Genomic DNA, 20,347 nt, shown 5'->3' with positions numbered 1-20,347 from the left:
TTGATCGTGTCAGCTTCTGGTGTTCGGGAGGCGGCCGGCGCGCAGCGTCGAGCGGATCTCGTAGCGGTCGCCGCGCATGACCGAGACGGTGAATTCGAACGGACCGCGTTCGTCGATGGTGATGCGTTCGACCACGAAGGCTGGACTGCCCACGGGCAAATCGAGCAGCTCGGCATCGGCCGCGCTGACGGCGCCGACGCGGTAGTTCTCGCGCGCCTCGACCGGCACGATGCCGTATTGCCGCTCCAGCGCCTCGTAGAGTGAGCCCTTGAGCAGGCCGGCATCGAGGAAGCCCGGCACGCGCACGGCCGCCAGTTGCGCTGTCTGGATGCCGATCGGCTCGTTGTTGCCGAGCCGCAGCCGCCTGATCCGCACGATGGGATCGCCCTCCTCGATCTCCAGCGCGCCGGCCGCCGCCGCATTGGCCGTCGTCAGGCTGCAGTCGAGCAGGCGCGAGCCGGCGACCACGCCGATATTGCCCATCTCCTGCGTGAAGGAGGTGAGCTCGCGCGTGCCTGCGACCAGCGTGGCCGAGCGCACGAAAGTGCCCCGTCCGTGCTCGCGCCTGAGCAGCCCGCCTTCCTCCAGATTGCGCAGCGCGTGGCGCAGGGTGATGCGGCTGACTCCGAACAGCGCGCAGAGCCGGTCCTCGGCCGGGATCTGGTCGCCGGTCGCCCACTCGCCGCTCTTGACGATGGCGCGGATCGCCTCCTCGACCTGGTACCAGAGCGGCTCCGGCCGCCTGCGGTCCGGCTGCTGAAAGCTCGCTTCGCTCATCGGATCTGCCTCCACCCGTTTCCCGCCTGCCCGGCAAGCGCAGCACCCACCACGCCGGCGCGCGAGCCGAATTTTCCAGGCTTGAGTTCGATGCCGCGCAGATGCGGCGGCAATTGTCGCCGAAGCGCCGCAAGCAATGGCGGCGCAATCACATCCAGCGCATCCGCCAGGCCGCCGGACACCAGGATCACGCCCGGATCGAGCAGCCCCACAGCGCCGGCAAGCGTGACGCCCAGCCGTCGCGCGGTCTCCTCCACGGCGGCAAGCGCGGCGGATTGGCCGGTCCGTGCGGTCTCGATCAGTTGGGCGCCATTCGCGAGCCCAACCTGGCTGGCAAGCGCATCGAGCGCGCGTCCTGAGGCGACGCGCTCCAGCCAACCGCTGCGTTCATCGCCCTGATCCCCGGCATCGGCGCACGCCCAGCCGAAGGAGCAGGCGCCGCCACGCGCGCCGGCGACGATGCGGCCGTTGGCCAGCACCGCCGAACCGATGCCGGTGCCGATGGCCAGCAGGATCGCGTCGGAAACACCCTTGGCCGCACCCTCGGCCGCTTCCGCCAGAAGCGCGACCTGCGCGTCATTGCCGATCGCGACCCGCAAGTCAGGGAACAAGGCCTGAATGTCGACACCATCGAGCCAGGGCAGGTTCGGGATCCAACGGCAGACCGACCCTTCGGTCAGGCCAGGCACCGCAAGCCCGAGCGCTTCGACATCGCCCGCGACGGCAAGTGCGCGAACACGCGCAGCGAACACGTCGAGAGTGCCCGGCGCCGGCTCGCGGACTTGCGGCGCAAGAGCGCCGATATCACCGGTGTGGAGCGCGGCACGCAGATTGGTGCCGCCGAGATCGATGGCGAGGACCCGTGTCATGTCTCGCGGCTCCGATCGGCGGGCGGCGCGAACAAGCCGCTGCCGGCATTCCAGGAATGCGAGGCCGCCGCGAAGGCCTGCGCATGGCGCGTGCCGCGCAGGCAGCCGCGCAGCCTGTAGAGCGCGCTGTAGTAGTCGACATAGGGAAAGCTGCTTAAGCCGCGCGCCAGCTCATACTCCATCACCGCCTCATGCCAGGCGTCGAAGCCGGCGCTGACATCGACGAGATGCTCAGGCCGGAAGCCTTCGTCGTCCTCCCAGTTCTCGCCGAAGAGCAGGAGCTGCGGCGTATGCGCGGGTTGGGCGCGCTTCAGCGTCGGCAGCGCCGAGAAGAAAATGCCGGTCTGGGTGAGATGCGCCGCGGCACGATGGTCCTTATGCCAGCTGCCGTGCCAGTGGGTGATGACGACCTCCGGCTTCAGCTCGCGGATGACGTCGCAGACCTGCAGGGCGGTCGCGTTGTCGTTGGGCAGGAAGGCGTCGCGCAGCTTCATGTTGCGCATGGCGACGCCGAGCCGCGCGGCGGCCTTCGCCGCCTCGTCCTCCTTCTGTCCCGAATAATGCTCCGGGATCAGGCAGGGATGACCCTGCTCGCCCATCGACAGATGCAGGAAGGTGACCTGGGCGCCGCCCTTGGCGGCCGCGGCAGCCAGAGGCCCGGCAATGACCTCGGCGTCGAAGGCATGCGCCCCGACGACCAGGATCGAGCGCGCGGCATAGACCTTGTCCTCGATCATTTCATGCCTCCCCCGGCGCCGACGCCCTCGCGAATCTGGCGCGCCAGCAAACAATACATGATCAGGATCGGCGCCATGGAGATCGCCAGCGAAGCGAACACCAGACCCCAATCGGTGCGGAACTGCCCGACGAACACGCTGATGGCCAGCGGCACCGTCTTGTAGCGGTCGTCGAAGATGAAGATCAGCGGGAAGAAGAAATCGTTCCACACCGCGATCGCCGTGAAGATGGCGACGATCGAAACGGCTGGCTTCACCATCGGCAGCACGATCTGGAACAGGATACGCGTCTCGCCGGCCCCGTCCATGCGCGCCGCCTCGTCGAGCTCGGAGGGCAGCACGCGCATGAAATTGGCGAAGATGAAGACGGCGAACGGGATGCGGATCGCCGAATAGACGAGGATCAGCCCGGTGAGCGAATCGAGCAGGCCGAGGTTGCGCATCAGCCTGAACAGCTCCACCGAAGCGAGCCGGATCGGCAGCATGATGCCGGACAGGAAGAGGCCGAGCATGATGCCGTTCCAGCCGAGCTTGTAGCGGCTGAGCGGATAGGCGGCCATCGCCGAGACGATGATGGTGAGGATCACCGCGCCGCCAGTGACGATCAGGCTGTTGATGAAATTGTGGCCGAGATCGGCGCGCGTCCAGGCGCGGACGAAGTTGTCGAGGGCCCAGCTCTGAGGCAGGCCGAGCCGGTTGTCGTAGATCTCGGCAGTTGTCTTGAAGCAGGAGACGACGAGGATGTAGAGCGGCAAGAGCACGGCGGCCGTCCACACCAGCAGGATGATCCAGCCGGGCAGCCGCGCCAGCTTCTGTGGGATAGCCAATGCTTGAACGGACGTGGCGCTCATAGCTCGACCGTCCGCTTGTCGAAGAAGCGCAGCATCAACAGCGTGCCGATGCTGAGGATCAGGAACAGCATGGTGCCGAGCGCCAGGGCCAGCCCGATGTCGGTGATGCCGACCGCGCCCTCGGCGCCGAAGGCGAGGCGGTAGAAATAGGTCACCAGCGTGTCGGTCGCGTAGCTCGGATTGCCCTGCACGCCCTGCATCACTAGACGATGTCGAACTGGTTGAAGGTGTTGATGAAGGAGAGCGTCGTCAGCGTGCCGAGCGCCGGCATCAGCAAGGGCAGCGCTATCGCATAGAGCATGCGCGCATTGCCGGCGCCGTCGAGCTTCGCCGCTTCGAACACCTGCGGCGAAATCTGCCTGAGGCCCGCCGTGTAGATCAGCACCGGCAGGCCCATCCAGTTCCACGCGTCGACGGCGATCAGCATGCCGAGCGCGGTATGGCTGTTACCGAGCACGGTCAGGCTGCCCTGGTGCAGGCCGAGACCGTTCAGCGCCCATTCGACGATGCCGCCGGGCGCGAGCAGCAGCCGCCACAGCGCGCCGACGATGACGGGGCTGAGCACGGCGGGGAAGAAGAACACCGACTGGAAGAAGGCGGCGCCCCTGCCGCGCAGGAAAAGCAGCCAGGCGAACAACAGGCCGAGCCCGTTCTGCAGCAGCATGATGCCGAAGAACCACGCGACATTGTGCCAGAGCGCGCCGTATAGCCGCTCGCCGCTCGGGAACACGAACAGACGCGAGAAGTTCGCGAGGCCCGCGAACTCCTGCATGCGCAGCCCCTTCCAGGTGAAGAAGCTGCCCCACAGCGACATGAGCAGCGGATAGAGCACGAACAGCCCGTAGATGGCCAAGGCCGGCAGGATGAACAGCACCGCCATGCGCTGTTGCGTGCGCTGGAGGCTGGTCGTGCGGCGGAACTTGGTCATGCGCTGCTCGGTGGGAGTGGACTGCCGGCCATGTCGCGGCCGGCAGCCTGCCTTACTGCTTGGGTTTGAACCAGGTGGCGACCGCGGCCTGCATGTCGGCCGCCAGCTTCTCCGGCGCGACATTGCCTTCCACCATGTCGATGATCTCGGATTGCAGCACCGACGACGCCGTCGGCGTCTGCCAGCGGAAGCCGACCAGCGTCAGGTAAGGCGTCGAGTTCTTCGCCATCTCCATCATCTTGGACAAAACCGGATCCTTGACGGTGACGTCGGTGCGGGCCGGCGGCCAGCCGAGCTCGTCGGCAAAGGCCTGTGCGAATTCGGCCGAGGCCATGTAGTTCAGCACCTTGGTCGCCGCTTCCTTGTTCTGGCCTTCCGACACAAGGCCGTAGGAGCCGTCCGAGAAGGCCGAGGTGTAGAGCTTGGTCGATGCGTCGTCGGCCGGGAACGGGAAGATCGAGAATTTCAGCTTCGGGTTCTGCGACTTGAAGCTGCCGTTCTCGAACGAGCCGCCGAAGAACATCGCCGCCTTGCCGCCGATGAACTGCTGCGTCGCGGTGGTGTAGTCGATGCCGGCGAAGCCATCGGAATAGTACGGCTTCAGCTCGGCGAAGCGCTTCAGCGCCGCGACATAGCGCGGATCCTCGAATGTGGACTTGCCGCTCATCATCTCGTCGTAGAAGCCGGGACCGTAGAGCGTCGGCCCGATGACGCCGACGCCGATCTCCAGCTCCCAGGCCGAGCCGTTGGCGCCGCCATTGGCGATCGGCGTGATGCCCGCCGCCTTGAGCTTCTCGCAGGCGGCGACGAAGTCCTTGTAGGTCTTCGGGATCTCGAGGCCTTGCGCGGCGAAGATGTCCTCATTGTAGAAGACACCCATCATCGGCACCGAATAGGGCACGCCGTAGAGCTTGCCGTCGGCGCGGCCGCGCGCCCCGCCAAGGGCGGCGTCGGGCATGTTCTTCAGCTCCGCTACGCTGTCGTCGAGCGCGTCGAGATAACCACCTTCGATGAAGGGCTGCAATTCGCCATAGGCCTTGAGCTGCGCGATGTCGGGTCCGTGCCCGCCACGCAGCGCCGTGCTTAGGCGGTTCTGATAATCGGCATCGGGCGTGAACTGGATGTTGACCTTGATGTCCGGGTTCTTCTTCTCGAAGGCCTCAAAGATGCGGTGCATGGCGGCCTCGTCCTCGGTGCGCCAGCTCCACAGCGTCACCGTCGAGTCGGCGTGGGCCGGCAGCGTCGTAAGGATACCCGCGCCGGCAGCAGCGAGGCCGCCGATCAGGCCGAGCGCGGCGCGCCGGTGTATGGAAAGCATGCTCATTGCCAGTTCTCCCATTTGTTTCTGTTTTGAGGGTCGCATCGCAGCAGCCCGGAGGCGTTCGTCTGCCTTTTCGCGAAGTCATTATAACGACATGATGCCACGAGCAAGGGGGCGCAGACATGTTGAGGGCTTCGCTCGATCGGGGATGGGATAGGAAGAGACATTTCATCTACTTGATTTTATTTTACTATTTTGTGAAAATCGACGCCGCCGAGTTTTTTGGTCCACAGATCTGATCCGAACGTTCGCACGCGAGGGCTTGCGCGTTTGCTCAAACTTGTCATAACGTCACTGCTCTTGTTGCAGCTTGTGTGGAGGATGCCGATGTCGCTTGCCTGGATCTCGAAGCTGACGCTTGCCGCGGGGCTCATCGCGCTGCCCGCGACCGGCTGGGCGCAATCGGTCAACATCTCCTATCTGACGCATTGGTCGCCGGAGACGGTGGCGCTGCTCGAGGCGGCGGCCAAGGATTTTTCCAAGCAGCATCCCGATGTCGCCGTCACCGTGCGCGCGGTTCCTTTCGGTGATCTCTTGACCACGCTGCGCTCGCAGGGCGGCTCCTCCGATGGCCCGACGATCGGCGGCATCTACGATCTGTGGCTGCCGGAACTGGCCAGGGACAAGCTCGTCGCCCCTGCCCCTGACGCTGTGGCCAGTGAGGTGAAGAGCGCCTGGCCGGCCGGCGTCGTCAGCGCCGCTTCCGTCGGCGGCACGCTTTACGGCATCCCTAACGAGATCGACGTCTACGCGCTGAACTACAACAAGGAACTGTTCAAGGCGGCCGGCATTGCCGCCCCGCCCAAGACCTGGGCCGAATTCAAGGATGCCGCCGCCAAGCTGACCGACAAGGACAAGGGCCAGCAGGGCTTCGGCATGATCAACTCATGGGCGGCGGGCGTGGTCCATCCTTTCGCCTCGCTGCTCGTCTCCAATGGTGGCAACCTAGTCAAGGACGGCAAGCCGGCGCTGGACAGTCCCCAGGCCGGCGAGACCTTCGCGCTCTATGAAGACTTGATAAAGTCCGGCGCGAGCAATCCGGCGATGGCGACGGCGGACGCCAACACCACCGGTCCGTTCCTCGACAATTTCGTCTCAGGCAAGACCGGCATGATCATCATGGCCAATTGGTGGGAAAGCGCGCTGAAGACCGGCATGGGCGACAAGTTCTCAAACATCGCCACCGCTCCGATCCCCGTAGGTCCGAGCGGCGACAAGCCGCATTCGATCTCCTATTCCTGGATGACGGTCGTCAACGCCAAGGCCAGCGAGGCCGAACAGAAGGCGGCCTGGCAATTCCTCGCCTGGCTGAACAGCCCGAAGTCGGGCAAGAACGGCGCTTCGGCCATGTCGGACATTTTGATGTCGATGGGCATCCTGCCGTCGCGCACCTCCGACATCGAAGCGCATAAGGATAAGCTCGGCTCGGAATTCCTCTCCGGCTACGTCTCCGTGCTCGCCGATGCGCAGCCTTTCCCTGTCGTGCTCGGCGGTCAGGAGTTCTCGGAATCCCTGCAGCAGACGCTCGAGGCGTTGCAGTATGGCCAAGTCTCGGCCAAGGATGCGCAGGCGAACGCGCAGGCCGACGCCACGTCGATCCTGGAGCGCGCCGCCAAGTAAGTTCGGGTCCCTGACCGGAAGCAGGTGAATGGCCAAAGCTTTTCGTGCCTCGGCGGGCATCATGCTGGCGCCCGCCGTGACATTGATCGGCGTGTTCGTGCTGTTGCCGATGCTGCTGACCATCTGGCTGTCCTTCCAGGACTGGTCGACGCAGACGCCCTTTTCCGAGGCGAGCTTCATTGGCCTCGGCAATTTCCACGAGATCTTCGGCCCCACCTCGGTCGGCCGTGATTTCAAGACGGCGCTCCTCAACACGACGATCTACACCGCACTGTCGGTCGTCCTCATCCTGCCGCTGTCTGTGGTCTTCGGACTGCTGGTCTATCAGCGCGAGGTCGCCGGCGGCACGGCGCTGCGCACCGTGCTGTTTTCCACCTACATGGTGCCGATGATCGCGGTGGCGCTGGTCTGGTCAAAGCTCTATGCGCCGAGCGAGGGCCCGCTCAACCAGTTGCTCGGCCTGATCGGCATCGGTCCGCAACCCTGGCTTTCCTCGCCGCGCTCGGCGCTGGTCTCGATCGTGCTGCTCAATGTCTGGCAGCAGGTCGGCTATTTCGCCGTATTGGCCATCGCTGGGCTGACGCAGATCCCCGGCAGCCTCTACGAGGCGGCGACGCTCGACGGCGCCAACGGCAGGGAGCAGTTCCGCTTCATCACCTTGCCCCTGCTTCGCCGCACGCTTCTGTTCAGCGCCGTCATCGCCATCATCAACGCCGTGCAGGTGTTCGAGCCGGTGGCGCTGATCACGCAAGGCGGGCCGGTCGGCTCCACCAACGTGCTCACCTACCATATCCGGCGCGTCGGCATCGAGCGCGCGCAGGGCGGGCTGGGCTCGGCCATGGCGGTGATGCTGATGCTGTCGCTGATCGTCTGCGTCTCGGCGCTGTTCTCACTTGTCAATCGCAAGGACAGCGAATGAGCGCGGCAACCCGATCTCTCGCCCGCAAGCGTCCTTCGGGCCGCAAGGCGCTGCTTGCGACCGCAATGCTGCTGGTCGCCGTCGCTTCCGCCTTTCCGCTCGCCTGGATGGTGCTGTCCAGCCTGAAGACGCCGGGCGAGACCATGCAAGTGCCGCCGGTGTGGATCCCGCGCACGCCGACCCTCGAGCCCTACGAAAAGGTCGCCGGCGTCATCAATGTCGGGCGCTCGATGTGGAATTCGCTTGTCATCGCCTCGGTCACCACCGCCGGCATTCTGGTCACCAGCATGATGGCCGGCTACGCCTTCGCCAAATATTCCTTCCCCGGCCGCTCGCTGCTCTTCTCTGTGCTGATCGCCACCATGTTCCTGCCGCCGATCGTGACGCTGATCCCGCTCTACCGCATGGTCGGCTCGCTGGGCTTGAGCGCCAGCCTCGCCGGCATCATCGTGCCCAACCTCGCCAACGCCTTCGGCATCTTCCTGATGCGCCAGTTCATCGCCGGCGTGCCCGACGACCTCATCGACGCCGCGCGCATGGACGGCGCCTCCGAGCTGCTCATCCTTTACAAGATCGTGGCGCCGAGTGTCGCGCCGGCAATCGCGGCGCTCGCGCTGTTCGCCTTCGTCTATCACTGGAACAGCTATCTGTGGCCGCTCACCGTGCTGCAGGGCAATGCCGACGCCTACCCGATCGTCATCAGCCTGAGCCGGCTGCTCAGCTACAACCGCGGCGCGGTCAACACCGGCCTGGTGATGGCCGGCGCGACGCTCGCCGTGCTGCCGCCGCTGGTGCTCTTCGTGTTCCTGCAGCGCTTCTTCGTCGATTCGATCGTTGGTTCGGCGATCAAAGGTTAGTTTGCGAGAGTCGCTCAGCCAGCCTCATCGACATTCGGCAATTCAAGCGCGGAACGCAGCAAGCCACGGTCCCGCCGGTAGAGGGTAGAATATGTGACCGGCTCCAACAAATCGGCGTAAGGTTGGAAATCCGCGATGCGCTTGTTGAAGGGTATCGCCCCGCAGCCGGGAACCAGACAATCCCGATTTCCCTTCGGACAGCGGTTGAAGGAGCAAAGCCGGCCAAGGTAGTGGTCGCTGCCGGGCTCGAACAGGAAAACGTCGAGCTGATGGTCGGCGACACTGATGCCAAGCCCGGCTTCGAACGCCCGCCGCAGCGCCGCGGCGCCCTTACGGCGCAACTCGCCAAGCCGGTGTTGCGAGTCGACCCAGACAGCCAGGTCGAGGTCGCTGCATTCATGCCAAACTTCGATACCCGCGCGGCGGAAGTCGCTGAACCTCGGAATCTCCTTCCAAAGCGGTTTCGCCACCGAGCCGATGACGGCGATCGCCTCGATTTCGGGGAACGCCATCCAGGACTGCGTGACGACATCGGCGGCCTGGCGGAATTCGCGCTGGCGCCGCAGGAGGTAACGGTTCTGCTCTTCGATCTGCGCGCGCTTCATGATTCACCGAGGCAGCTTCATCAGACTGCGTTTGCGGCCATCGGAGGCTGAGTTTGGCAAGCCATCAAGAGCGCGACTGCCCCTCACTTAAATCTCGCCTGCGTCCAAGCACCTCCAGCCGCGTTCGACTCCACCGCCGCTGCGACGAACTTCACGCCGCGCGCGCCGTCGACCACGTCGGGCACCTGCGCTGCCCGCGCGGCATCGACCGCGCCACCCGCGCGATGCGCGCGAATAATGTCGGCGGCGTCGCGGTAGAAATTGGCGAAGGCCTCGATATAGCCTTCCGGATGCGCTGCCGGCATGCGTGAGACGCGCCGGGCTTCCGCCGTCGCGCCATGGCCGCCGCGCACCAGCGTTCGCGTTTCCTCGCCATAGGGCGAGAAGCGCAGTTCCTCGGGTCGCGAGCCCGACCATTGGAGCCCGGCCTTCTCGCCATAGATGCGCACAGAGAGGTCGTTGTAATGGCCGGGCGAGGTCTGGCTGGCGAGGATCGTGCCGCGCGCCCCGCCCGACCAGCGCATCAGCACATGCGCGTTGTCGTCGAGCCGCCGTCCGGGCACGGCGGTGAAGAGGTCGGCTGAAACCGCCTCCGCCTCGAAACCGGAGACGAAGCTTGCCAGGTTGAAGGCATGCACGCCGATATCGGCGAGCACGGCAGACTGGCCCGCGCGCGCCGGATCGGTGCGCCATTCGGCCTGCTTCTGGCCCTCGGCATCGATCGGCTTGGTCAGCCAGTCCTGGATATAGGCGCCATGCACCGACACGATGCGGCCGAGCTCGCCCGCCGCCACCATTTCGCGCGCCTGGCGCACCATGGCGTAGCCGGTGTTGTTGAGCGTGACGACAAAGCGGCGCTGCTTCGCTTTCGTCAGCGCCACCAGGGCTTCGGCCTCGCCAAGCGTCGTCGAAAGCGGCTTGTCGCAGATGACGTCGATGCCGGCCTCGAGGAAGGCCGTCGCGATCGGTGCATGCAGATGGTTGGGCGTGACGATGACCACCGCCTCGATGCCGTCCGGCCGTGCCGCTTCGGCCTTGGCCATGGCATGGTAGTCGGCATAGCTGCGCTCCGGCGCGATGCCGATCTCGGCGGCGGAGGCCGCGGCATTGTCCGGGTCGGAAGACAACGCGCCGGCGACCAGCGCGATCTGGTCGTCGAGCCGCATGGCGAGGCGATGCACGGCGCCGATGAAGGCGTTGCGGCCGCCTCCGACCATGCCGACCCGCAGGCGTTGACGCGACGTACCATCGGCGGTTGCGTAGACCATGATTGCGATTATCCTCCCCACGTTTCGATATGCCGGTCGGTGCGGATGTTGTGACCGGCGACGGCTGTTTTCGAATGATATTTCTATTTTTTGTTTTGTAAAACGATTGTGCCGCGTTAGCTTTTTACCCTCGGTCCAGGTGGCGGGCCGCATCCGCTGAGCAGGGATCGGATAATGCATCCGATGGTTGGGGTCACGATGAGGCATATCCTATGAGCGGTCGCGGCAAGGCCGCCGAGGAGCGGCATAGCCTGGAGACGGCAGCGAGGAAGAGGAGCCGATCACTGGCAGCACTTGGCTACACCAAGCCGCAAACCTACGAGGAACTGCGTGCAGTGCTTTCGTCAGGCACCGTGCATTTCCCGAAACGGCTTCGCCAGGTGGCGATCTTCCTCTGGCAGCATCCGAGCGAGGTTGCGTTGGGTACGATCGCGCAGGTGGCGGAGCAGGCCGGCGTGCAGCCCTCGACCCTGGTGCGCTTCGCGCAGATCTTCGGCTATTCCGGTTTTTCCGATTTCCAGCTCCTGTTCAAGGACCGCATGAAGGGCTCCTGGCCAGATGCGCAAGGCAGCCCGGACAGAGCCGAGGAGCCGAATGCCAACCTGCATTTCCTCAACGGCATGGTCGGCGCCTGCCAAGCCTCGCTCGGCCGCATCGGCAACAATTTCGATATCGCCGCTTTCGAGACGATGGTCGATCATCTGGCGGCGGCCGAGCTGATCTATGTCATCGGCAGCAAGCGCGCCTTTCCCGTCACCGCCTATCTCTCGTTGACGCTGTCGCAGCAGGGCGTGCGCAATGTGCTGGTCGACAATGTCGGCTCGACCGCGCTCGACCAGGTCGGTTGCATCACGCCGCGCGACGCGGTGCTTGCCGTCTCCTTCAGTCCTTACAATTCGATCACGCCCGACCTCGTTGCCGTCGCGCATGAGCGCAAGGCCCGCATCCTCGCCATCACCGACAGCACATTTTCGCCGCTGGTGAAGCTCTCCGACACCTGGCTGGAAGTGGTCGAGCAGGATTTTGGCGGCTTCCGCTCGCTCGCCGCCACGCTCGCGGTCGGCATGGCCTTGGTCCACGGCGTCGTCGCGCGGCGGACAGGTTGACAAGAGCAATTCCAGGAAAAGTGTCAGCGGTTAAGTTCGGCGTCTTCGCCGTAACCTTCCGTCCGGAATTGCGAAAGACAAGGAGATAGAGCGGTTCACCGGTCCATGGAACGGTGAACCGCTCTAGCACGATTGACTAACGGGAATTATCGTTCCATATTTGAAAAAATGGAAACTTTGTTCCGGGAGGAGGAATGGAGGTTCGTCTCGACGGCAAGGTGGTGCTGGTCACCGGCGCGACGCAAGGCATCGGCCGGGCGATCGCCGAGACGCTTGCACGCTCCGGGGCCGAAGGCCTCGTCATTACCGGCCGTGACAAGCTGCGCGGCGCAGAGGCCGCGGCGGCTATTTCGCGGATGGGCACCCCGACAGTCATTGTTCCGGCCGATCTCGCCGACCCCGCTGCACCGGCGCGGCTGGTGGAATTTTGTATTTCCCACTTCGGTCGCATCGACGGCCTCGTCAACGCCGCCGGCCTCACCGATCGCGCGTCCTTCACCGATGCCACGCTCGACGATTGGTCGTCGCTGTTTGCCGTCAACGCCCGCGCGCCCTTCTTCCTGATGCAGGCGGCGATCGCCGACATGAAGAAACGCGGACAGGGCGGTGCGATCGTCAACATCCTGTCGATCAACGCGCATTGCGGCACGCCGGAGCTTGCCGTTTATTCCGCCACCAAGGGCGCGCTGGCGACGTTGACCAAGAACGCCGCCAACGCCCACCGCTTCGACCGCATCCGCGTCAACGGCATCAATGTCGGCTGGACCGACACTCCGGCCGAACGGATCATGCAGGCTGAGACGCTCGGCCAGGGTCCCGGCTGGCTCGACGCGGCCAACGCATCGCAGCCCTTCGGCCGGCTGTTCTCCGTGACCGACATCGCCAATCTTGCCGTGTTCCTGCTCTCCGACGCGGCCGGTCCGATGACCGGCACGCTGGTCGACCAGGAGCAATGGGTGATCGGAGCCAATCGGTGAGCGCCGAGACCCTCAGCCCTGCCCTGCTCGGCCGCTTGCCGTCCGAAGTCCGCAAGCCGGCTTACGATCGCGCAGCACTCAAGCCAGGCATCGCCCATATCGGCGTCGGCGCGTTCCACCGCTGCCACCAGGCCGAATACACCGACGATCTCCTGGCGAAGGATTTCGACCGCTGGGGACTGGTCGGCATCAACATCCGCCCGCCCCTTCTTGCCGACACGCTGGGGCAGCAGGACGGCCTCTACACGCGGCTGATCCGTCAGAACGACGAGGTCGAAGCGCGCGTCATCGGCAGCATCATTAGCGTCGTCGATAGCCAGGAGAGTGCCGCGCCGGCGCTGGACGTGCTCGCCTCGCCCGAGATCGAGATGGTCACCATGACGGTGACCGAGAAAGGCTATTGCCATATCCCCTCGAGCGGCGCGCTCGACCTTGACCATCCCGATATCGTCCACGATCTCGCCAATCCGGAAACGCCGCGCAGCGTGCCCGGCATCCTTGCACGGGCGCTGGAACTGCGCATGGCCACGCATGGCCGGCCGGTGACGCTGCTGTCCTGCGACAACATCCCCACCAACGGTACCATCCTCGGCAATGTCGTGCGTGCGTTCGCAGAGCGGCGCGGCGGCAGGCTGGCGGATTGGATCGAAGCCAATGTCGCCTTCCCTTCGGCCATGGTCGACCGCATCGCGCCGGCGACGACCGAGGCCGACATCGGCACGGTCGAGCAGCGCTTTGGCTACCATGACAGCGCCGTGGTGGTCGGCGAGCGCTTCCGCCAATGGGTGATCGAGAACCGCTTCGCCGGATGCGTGCCGCGCTGGGACCTTGTCGGCGCGGCCTTCGTCGACGATGTCATGCCGTTCGAGCACCTCAAGATGCGGGTGCTGAACGGCGCCCAGACGACGCTTAGCTATCTAGGGGTTTTGGGCGGCTTCGAGCACACGTTCGAGGCGATAGCCAACCCGCTTCTGGCAGGCTTCGTTCGCCGCATGCTGACCGAGGAAACACTGCCGACGCTGATGCCCGTGCCTGGAGTATCGCCCACGGCCTATGTCGAGCAGAGCCTGTCGCGCCTCACCAACACGGCGATTCGCCACCGCAATCACCAGATCGCCACCGACGGCTCGCAGAAGATCGTGCAGCGCCTGCTCAACCCGATCCGCGACCGCCTGGTGAAGGGCGGGAGCATCGCGCTTCTTTCGGTTCCAGTGGCCGGCTGGATGGCCTATCTGATCAAGGCATCGGCGCGCTTCGGCCGCGCCTGGCAGGTGTCCGACCCCTTCGCCGAGAGAATTGCGACAATCGCCGACCGCGTTGGTTTGGACAGCAAGGCGCTGGCCGATGCGATCCTTGCCATCGACGCCATCTTCGACCCGTCCTTGGCCGCCAACGCGACTTTCCGCGCGCATGTCGTCGCCGGCCTCGACGGCCTGCTCTCGAACGATCCGATGGGCTTTGTCAAACAAGTCTGTTCTGGGCCAACAGATGCGCGGTTGAAGCAGCCGGCTCGATCTGCATAGTTTGGTATTGGGAGGCATCATGAAACTTGGACTGCTCACGGCACCATTTCCGGATACTGCTCTCGGCGAGGTCGCCGACTGGGCGAGATCGGCCGGTTTCGAGGCGCTGGAGATCGCCTGCTGGCCGAAGACTTCCGGGGCCAGCCGCCGCTATGCCGGCACCAGCCATATCGACGTGGACATCTCGGCCGCCGAAGCCGAGGACATTGCCGCCGGGCTTGCCGGCAAGGGCCTGGCCATCTCGGGCCTCGGCTTCTATCCCAACCCGCTCCATCCCGACCGGGCGCATCGCGAGGCGGTGATCGATCACCTGAAGAAGGTGATCGTGCTGGCGAGCCGCATGGGGGTCTCGCTGGTCAACACCTTCTGCGGCGGTGACGCCTCGAAGACTGTCGACGCCAACTGGGAGGACGCGCAAAAGGTCTGGCCGGCGATCATCGCCCACGCCCGCGCGCACGGTGTGAAACTCGCCTTCGAGAACTGCCCGATGATCTTCAGCTATGACGAATGGCCGGGCGGGCACAACATCGCCTACTCGCCTTACGTCTGGCGCCGCATCCTCGAAGCCTGGGGCGGCGATGTCGGCATGAATTTCGACCCGTCGCATCTCGTCTGGCAGATGATCGACAAGGAGCGCTTCATCCGCGAGTTCGGCAAGAACATGCTGCATGTGCATGCCAAGGACCTGATGATTGATCATGATGGTTTGTACGAGCGCGGAATCCTTTCGGCTGGCATAGGCTGGCAGGTGCCGCGCATGCCGGGGCTTGGGGACATCGATTGGAGCAGGATTTTTTCGGGCCTCTACCGGGCCGGTTATGACGGGCCGGTCATCATCGAGCATGAGGACCGGCGCTTCGAGGGGACGGATGAGAAGGTCAAGCGCGGCTTCCTGCTTGCCCGCGACGTGCTGCGCCCCTTCATCAAATGACGAAAGCTCGGCGCCGGTCGCATCGACGCCCAGGAACTGAAAAATCGAACTGAACTGAAAAGATCAATGTGGAGGAGTACTGACATGAAAAGACATCTGACCGTGGCCTCGCTACTTGCCGGCGTCGCCTTGCTCGCCTCTGTGGGCGTCTCGGCCGCCGCCGGCAAATACACGATCGGCATTTCCAACACCGTGCAGGGCAATGGCTGGCGCGAGGAAATGATCTGCGCCATGAAGGCGCAGGCGCTCGCTTCCGGCGAGGTGGCGAAGCTCAACATCGCCCACCGCAACACCGACGCCGCCGGCCAGCTCGAGGACATCCGCAACCTGATCAGCGCCAAGGTCGACGCCATCGTCGTCAACCCGGCCGATCCGGCCGGCATCAAGGCGGGCCTCGAGGAAGCCACCAAGGCCGGCATCGTCGTCGTCGCCGTCGACCAGGCGGTGACCGAACCGTCCGCCTACATCATCTCCAACAACCAGGAACAGTATGCCTACTTGGGCGCCAAGTGGCTGTTCCAGCAGATGGGCGGCAAGGGCGAGGTGTTCTACATGCGCGGCGCCGCCGGCGCTTCGGCCGACTCTGATCGCGACAAAGGCTTCAAGAAGGCGCTCGCCGAATTCCCCGATGTGAAGGTCGCGCAGGAAGTCTTCACCGGCTGGCAGCAGGATCAGGCCAAGCAGCAGATCCTGTCCTTCCTCGCCACCGGCACGCCGATCAACGGCATCTGGACCTCCGGCATCGACAACGTCATCGTCGACGCGCTGGTCGAGCAGCAGGCGCCGATGGTGCCTGTGGTCGGCGCCGACAATGCCGGCTTCGTCGGCCAGTTGAGCTCGGTCAAGGGCTTGGTCGGCGCGGCCGTCACCAATCCCGGCTCGATCGGCGGCGCCGGCGTGACGCTGGCGCTGCAGATCCTCGACGGCAAGAAGCCTGCGCAGCAGACCGTGCTGGTCGAGCCGCAGCTTTGGGAAAACGCCACCGAGGAAGGCAAGGCCAAGCTGAAGAGCGTCGTCGACCCCTCGCTCAGCCCCGAATGGCCGGTCTCGATCTCGATCCCGGACTGGACGACCTACACCAAGGACCAGATCGTCGCCTGCAAGGGCCCGGGCGAATAAGGGCCTGATCCGCTTCTGCCTTCTCCCCTTGTGGGAGAAGGTGGATCGGCGCGATAGAGCATGATCCCAAAACGTGGGAACCGGTTTTTGGAAAAGATCATGCTCCGACAAAGAGCTGGATCAGGATGGTGTTTCAACGAAACATCATCCTGATCTAGCGCAGACGGATGAGGGGTGTTCCAGGGAATGCCAACGTCTCACTCCGCTGGAGCACCCCGCGCCTTCGGCGACACCTTCGCCCACAAGGGGAGAAGGGGGAGATCATCTGGCTTCGGCCGGCGCCTGCATTAGTTTCTGGAACGAGAACCAGACGATTTGACAAACTCATTGCCGCAAAACCCTCTCCTCGACGCCACCGACGTGGCTAAGAATTACGGCGCGGTTGCCGCGCTGCGCAACGCTTCGCTGTCCGTCCTGCCGGGTGAAGTGCACGCGCTGATGGGCGCCAACGGCGCCGGCAAGTCGACGCTGGTGAAGATCCTGACCGGGGCGATCAAGGCGGATGCCGGACGCATCCTGATCCGTGGCCAGCAGCTCGACGTCCGCTCCCCCGCCGCCGCCCGCCGCGCCGGTCTGCTGCCGGTCTACCAGGAGCCGTCACTGATTCCGGATCTCGACGTCCTCTCCAATCTCAGGCTCACCGGCACGCCGGTCGAGCCCTTCCGCGCATGGGTGCGCGAGCTCGGCATTCCCGACCTCGACATCCGCGAGACGGCCCGCCATATCCCTCTGGCCATCCTGCGCGTGCTCGACCTTGCGCGCGCTCTCGCCGTCGAGCCCGACGTGCTGCTGCTCGACGAGATGACCGCGGCGCTGCCCGCGAACCTCGCCGAGAAAGTGCTGGAAGTCGTGCGCCGCCAGGGTGACGCCGGCCGCTCGGTCATCTTCATCTCGCACCGTTTCGTCGAGATCTCCGCGCTCTGCGACCGCGCCACCGTGCTGCGCGACGGCTCCACTGTCGGCGTCATCGACATCGAGCCGGGCGTCGAGGAAAGAATAGTCGAGATGATGCTCGGAACCCGCATCGAGAAGACGCGCGTCGCCGCGCGAGCGGCGAATGATGTGGCGGTTGCGGCCGGCGGCCGGCCGCGCTTGTCGGTGCGCAACCTGCAGCTCGGCACCAAGCTCAACGACGTCTCCTTCGATCTCGCCAATGGCGAGGTCGTCGGCGTCTTCGCGCTCGAGGGCCAGGGTCAGGACGAGCTCTTCGCAGCGCTTGCCGGCTCGATCCGCCCGACCGGCGGCACGATCGACGTCGACGGCGCGCCGGTGAAATTCTCGCATCCCAGCGACGCCATCCAGGCCGGCATCGCCTATGTGCCGGGCGACCGCACCGAGGCCTTGGCCATGCAGCGTTCGGTGCGCGAGAACATCGCGCTGCCCTTCAGCGCCGGGCTGCGCAAATGGGGGCCGATCCGCATGCGGCGCGAGGAGTTTGTGGTTTCCGGCGCCATCGGCAGGCTGCAGATCGACACCCGCGCCCAGGGCGAGGTGCAGCGCCTTTCCGGCGGCAACCAGCAGAAGGTGACCATCGCCCGCTGGATCGCGGCCAACGCCCGCACCATCCTTTGCTTCGACCCGACGCGCGGCATCGATGTCGGCACCAAGCAGGAAATATACAAGCTGCTGCGCGAGCTCGCCGGCCAAGGCAAGTCGGTATTGTTCTACACCTCCGAGATGGAGGAGGTGCAGCGCGTCTGCGACCGCGTCATCGTCATCTTCGGCGGCCGCGTCGTCGACACTTTCCCGGTGGAAGAAGCCGACGAGCCGGCGCTGATGCGTGCCGCCTACGGCCTGCCGCGCGGCGCCAGGGCCGATGTCGGTATCCTTGCCGAGGTCAAACCCGCTTCCGATGCGGAGGTCGCGCCATGAGCCGCTTCTTCCGCAACCAGGGCTGGGTGGCCGGTCTCTTCGCCCTGCTGATCTTCCTCTTCGTCGTCACCAAGCTGATCCAGCCCGGCTATGGCAGCGGCGACTTCGGCTCGCTGGCGCGAGCCGTCCTGCCTTACGCCTTCGCGGTTGCAGCCCAGACCGTCGTCGTCATCGCCGGCGGCATCGACCTTTCGGTCGCCGCCATGATGGCGCTGACCAGCGTGACCGCAGCCTCGATGATGAACGGCGCCAGCGAGGAATATGCGCTCTTCGTCGTGCCCTTCGTGCTGGCCATGGGGCTGGTCCTCGGCGCGCTGAACGGTATCCTCATTGTCGTCACCCGGGTGCCCGACATCGTCGTCACCCTTGCCATGCTGTTCGTGCTGCAGGGCGCGGCGCTCCTCGTGCTCGGCGCTCCCGGAGGCGCGGCCGCCGAATGGCTGAAGGCCAGCGTCATCGGCACGGTGCCGGTACCCGGTCTGCCCGATTGGGCCGATGCTTGGGTGCCGAAGGCGCTGGTGCTGCTCGTCGTCTGTCTCTGCATCGTGTGGATTCCGCTCAGGCGCTCGCGCCTCGGCCTCTCCATCTACGCCATCGGCAGCAACGAGCTCGCCGCCTTCCGCAGTGGCGTACCGGTGGGGCGCACCAGGATCATCGCCTATGCGCTCTCCGGCCTGTTCGCGGCGCTCGGCGGCCTGTCGCTCACCATCAGCACCGGCATCGGCGCGCCGATCCCCGGGCCTTATCTGCTCGCCAGCGTCGCCGCCGTGGTGCTGGGCGGCGTCGCCCTCGGCGGCGGCAAGGGCGGCCTGCTCGGACCGATCATCGCCGTCTTCGTGCTGAGGCTGGTGCGCACCGACCTGACGCTTCTGGCCATCGATCCGAATGTCACCGCCATCATCGAAGGCTTGATCATGGTCGCGGTCGTGATGTTCGGCGCCTTCATCACCATGCGGAGCCGCCCGGCAGGAGCAACGCCATGACCGACATCGCGACCATGCCCCGGCCCGTTTCGTTCGGTCGCCGCCTGAAGCGCTTCATGGCGGACCGGCCGCTGATCCCGTTGATCGTCCTCTTGATCATCCTCGTGGTGATCCTGCAGATCCTGCGCCCCGGCATCGTCAACGAGCGCTGGCTCGCCAACACGGCGAAGTTCGCCATTCCGCTGGCGATCCTCGCCGGCTGCCAGACAATGACCATGCTGACCGGCGGCATCGACCTTTCCGTCGGCACGGTGGCGACGATGAGCGCCTTCATCATGGCGACTCAGATCGTCAATCAGGATCCGACGGTGGCATTCCTGCTGGCCATGCTGCCCGCCGTGCTGATCGGCCTCGTCAACGGCATCGGCGTCGGCGTGTTCCGCGTGCATCCGCTGATCATGACGCTCGGCACCAGCCTGATCGGCACCGGCTTCCTGCAGGTCTACCAGCGAACCGTGATCGCGTCCGGCGCGAAGATCCCGGATTTCCTCAACTGGCTGGGCACCGGCGTCACCTACGGTTTTCCCAACGCGCTTCTGCTGTTCGTGCCCGTGGCCGTGCTGATCGTCTTCATGCTGAACCGCACCGGCTTCGGCCGCCTGCTCTATGCCGTCGGCGACAATGAGCGAGCCGCGCGCCTGTCCGGCGTCCGCTACTGGCAGGTGATCACGGCGCTCTACGTCCTCTCCAGCCTGCTCGCCGGCATCACCGGGCTGCTCTATATCGGCCTGATCAAGGCGCCTTCGCTGTCGCTCGCCGAGCCGCTGGTGCTGCCTTCGGTGGCCGCCGCCGTCATCGGCGGCACCTCTATCTTCGGCGGTCGCGGCGGCTACACCGGCACCATCATCGGCGCGCTGATCCTGACCGTGCTGACGACGCTGCTCACCATCCTGCAGATGCCCGAAGGCGGTCGCCGCATCCTGTTCGGCTTCATCGTGCTGTTCGTGACGGCGGCCTATCTGCGCATCGTCGAGGACCGCTAGAGCAATCCCAGGAAAAGTGTGAGCGGTTTTCCGTCCGGAGTTGCGTAAAAACAAGAAGATAAACCATTTCACCGTTTCGGTGAGACGGTGAAATGGTTTAG

General features: G+C 65.1%; 20 protein-coding genes. 11 read left to right on the top strand and 9 right to left on the bottom strand.

Features of this window, described 5'->3' with window-relative positions; translation table 11 throughout:
* Positions 1 to 9 precede the first annotated feature (9 nt).
* The 7 genes from EJ069_RS31475 to EJ069_RS31450 are packed head-to-tail and all read right to left on the bottom strand — an operon-like array spanning position 10 to position 5,486.
* Complete coding sequence (locus tag EJ069_RS31475; RefSeq protein ID WP_126064435.1) at positions 10 to 777, bottom strand: GntR family transcriptional regulator; 768 nt, start codon at positions 775 to 777, stop codon at positions 10 to 12.
* The gene (locus tag EJ069_RS31470; protein ID WP_126064434.1) at positions 774 to 1,646 is read right to left on the bottom strand and encodes an ROK family protein; all 873 of its coding nucleotides are present in this window, start codon (positions 1,644 to 1,646) and stop codon (positions 774 to 776) included. The genes EJ069_RS31475 and EJ069_RS31470 overlap by 4 nt, the downstream gene beginning before the upstream one ends.
* Complete coding sequence (locus EJ069_RS31465; protein WP_126064433.1) at positions 1,643 to 2,383, bottom strand: PIG-L family deacetylase; 741 nt, start codon at positions 2,381 to 2,383, stop codon at positions 1,643 to 1,645. The genes EJ069_RS31470 and EJ069_RS31465 overlap by 4 nt, the downstream gene beginning before the upstream one ends.
* Positions 2,380 to 3,234, bottom strand: a complete 855-nt coding sequence (locus EJ069_RS31460) for a carbohydrate ABC transporter permease (protein ID WP_126064432.1) — start codon at positions 3,232 to 3,234, stop codon at positions 2,380 to 2,382. Before EJ069_RS31460 ends, EJ069_RS31465 begins: the two co-directional genes overlap by 4 nt.
* On the bottom strand, positions 3,231 to 3,434 hold the full coding sequence (locus EJ069_RS33595) for a hypothetical protein (protein WP_245456375.1): 204 nt from the start codon (positions 3,432 to 3,434) through the stop codon (positions 3,231 to 3,233). The genes EJ069_RS31460 and EJ069_RS33595 overlap by 4 nt, the downstream gene beginning before the upstream one ends.
* Positions 3,435 to 3,436: 2 nt before the next feature.
* On the bottom strand, positions 3,437 to 4,162 hold the full coding sequence (locus EJ069_RS31455) for a sugar ABC transporter permease (RefSeq protein ID WP_245456374.1): 726 nt from the start codon (positions 4,160 to 4,162) through the stop codon (positions 3,437 to 3,439).
* Between the two features lie 52 nt (positions 4,163 to 4,214).
* Entirely contained in the window at positions 4,215 to 5,486 is a 1,272-nt protein-coding gene (locus tag EJ069_RS31450; protein WP_126064431.1) for an extracellular solute-binding protein, read from the bottom strand.
* 324 nt (positions 5,487 to 5,810) lie between these two features.
* Here EJ069_RS31450 and EJ069_RS31445 point away from each other — a divergent pair, with 324 nt between their 5' ends.
* From EJ069_RS31445 to EJ069_RS31435, 3 genes are read left to right on the top strand one after another with little or no spacing between them, the layout of a single operon-like run.
* Complete coding sequence (locus EJ069_RS31445) at positions 5,811 to 7,103, top strand: extracellular solute-binding protein (protein WP_126064430.1); 1,293 nt, start codon at positions 5,811 to 5,813, stop codon at positions 7,101 to 7,103.
* A 28-nt stretch (positions 7,104 to 7,131) separates the two neighbouring features.
* Positions 7,132 to 8,022, top strand: a complete 891-nt coding sequence (locus tag EJ069_RS31440) for a sugar ABC transporter permease (protein ID WP_126064429.1) — start codon at positions 7,132 to 7,134, stop codon at positions 8,020 to 8,022.
* On the top strand, positions 8,019 to 8,879 hold the full coding sequence (locus EJ069_RS31435) for a carbohydrate ABC transporter permease (RefSeq protein WP_126064428.1): 861 nt from the start codon (positions 8,019 to 8,021) through the stop codon (positions 8,877 to 8,879). The genes EJ069_RS31440 and EJ069_RS31435 overlap by 4 nt, the downstream gene beginning before the upstream one ends.
* Before the next feature lie 14 nt (positions 8,880 to 8,893).
* Here EJ069_RS31435 and EJ069_RS31430 read toward each other — a convergent pair whose 3' ends face one another.
* Positions 8,894 to 9,484, bottom strand: a complete 591-nt coding sequence (locus EJ069_RS31430) for a hypothetical protein (RefSeq protein ID WP_126064427.1) — start codon at positions 9,482 to 9,484, stop codon at positions 8,894 to 8,896.
* Between the two features lie 83 nt (positions 9,485 to 9,567).
* On the bottom strand, positions 9,568 to 10,752 hold the full coding sequence (locus EJ069_RS31425) for a Gfo/Idh/MocA family oxidoreductase (protein WP_126064426.1): 1,185 nt from the start codon (positions 10,750 to 10,752) through the stop codon (positions 9,568 to 9,570).
* A gap of 212 nt (positions 10,753 to 10,964) precedes the next feature.
* Between EJ069_RS31425 and EJ069_RS31420 the strand changes: the two genes are divergently transcribed.
* The 8 genes from EJ069_RS31420 (at position 10,965) to EJ069_RS31385 (ending at position 20,246) form a co-directional block, all read left to right on the top strand.
* Positions 10,965 to 11,858: a MurR/RpiR family transcriptional regulator gene (locus EJ069_RS31420; protein WP_126064425.1), complete on the top strand. Its 894-nt coding sequence runs from the start codon at positions 10,965 to 10,967 to the stop codon at positions 11,856 to 11,858.
* A gap of 194 nt (positions 11,859 to 12,052) precedes the next feature.
* A complete protein-coding gene (locus EJ069_RS31415) occupies positions 12,053 to 12,835 on the top strand; it encodes an SDR family oxidoreductase (protein ID WP_126064424.1) in 783 nt (260 codons plus the stop codon).
* Positions 12,811 to 14,358, top strand: coding sequence for a mannitol dehydrogenase family protein (locus tag EJ069_RS31410; protein ID WP_126064423.1), 1,548 nt, complete (start codon positions 12,811 to 12,813; stop codon positions 14,356 to 14,358). The genes EJ069_RS31415 and EJ069_RS31410 overlap by 25 nt, the downstream gene beginning before the upstream one ends.
* A 19-nt stretch (positions 14,359 to 14,377) precedes the next feature.
* Positions 14,378 to 15,289, top strand: coding sequence for a sugar phosphate isomerase/epimerase (locus EJ069_RS31405; RefSeq protein ID WP_126064422.1), 912 nt, complete (start codon positions 14,378 to 14,380; stop codon positions 15,287 to 15,289).
* Between the two features lie 84 nt (positions 15,290 to 15,373).
* Entirely contained in the window at positions 15,374 to 16,408 is a 1,035-nt protein-coding gene (locus tag EJ069_RS31400) for an ABC transporter substrate-binding protein (RefSeq protein ID WP_126064421.1), read from the top strand.
* Positions 16,409 to 16,735: 327 nt separating this feature from the next.
* Positions 16,736 to 18,280, top strand: a complete 1,545-nt coding sequence (locus EJ069_RS31395; RefSeq protein ID WP_126064933.1) for a sugar ABC transporter ATP-binding protein — start codon at positions 16,736 to 16,738, stop codon at positions 18,278 to 18,280.
* Entirely contained in the window at positions 18,277 to 19,263 is a 987-nt protein-coding gene (locus EJ069_RS31390) for an ABC transporter permease (RefSeq protein WP_126064420.1), read from the top strand. Before EJ069_RS31395 ends, EJ069_RS31390 begins: the two co-directional genes overlap by 4 nt.
* Complete coding sequence (locus EJ069_RS31385; RefSeq protein WP_126064419.1) at positions 19,260 to 20,246, top strand: ABC transporter permease; 987 nt, start codon at positions 19,260 to 19,262, stop codon at positions 20,244 to 20,246. Before EJ069_RS31390 ends, EJ069_RS31385 begins: the two co-directional genes overlap by 4 nt.
* Positions 20,247 to 20,347: the final 101 nt, after the last annotated feature.

The sequence above is a fragment of the Mesorhizobium sp. M2A.F.Ca.ET.043.05.1.1 genome, assembly GCF_003952445.1.
In the GTDB taxonomy this organism is placed as follows: Bacteria; Pseudomonadota; Alphaproteobacteria; order Rhizobiales; family Rhizobiaceae; genus Mesorhizobium.
The sequence above is the reverse complement of the archived record's forward strand: the minus strand, read 5'-3'. Positions and strand labels throughout refer to the sequence as shown.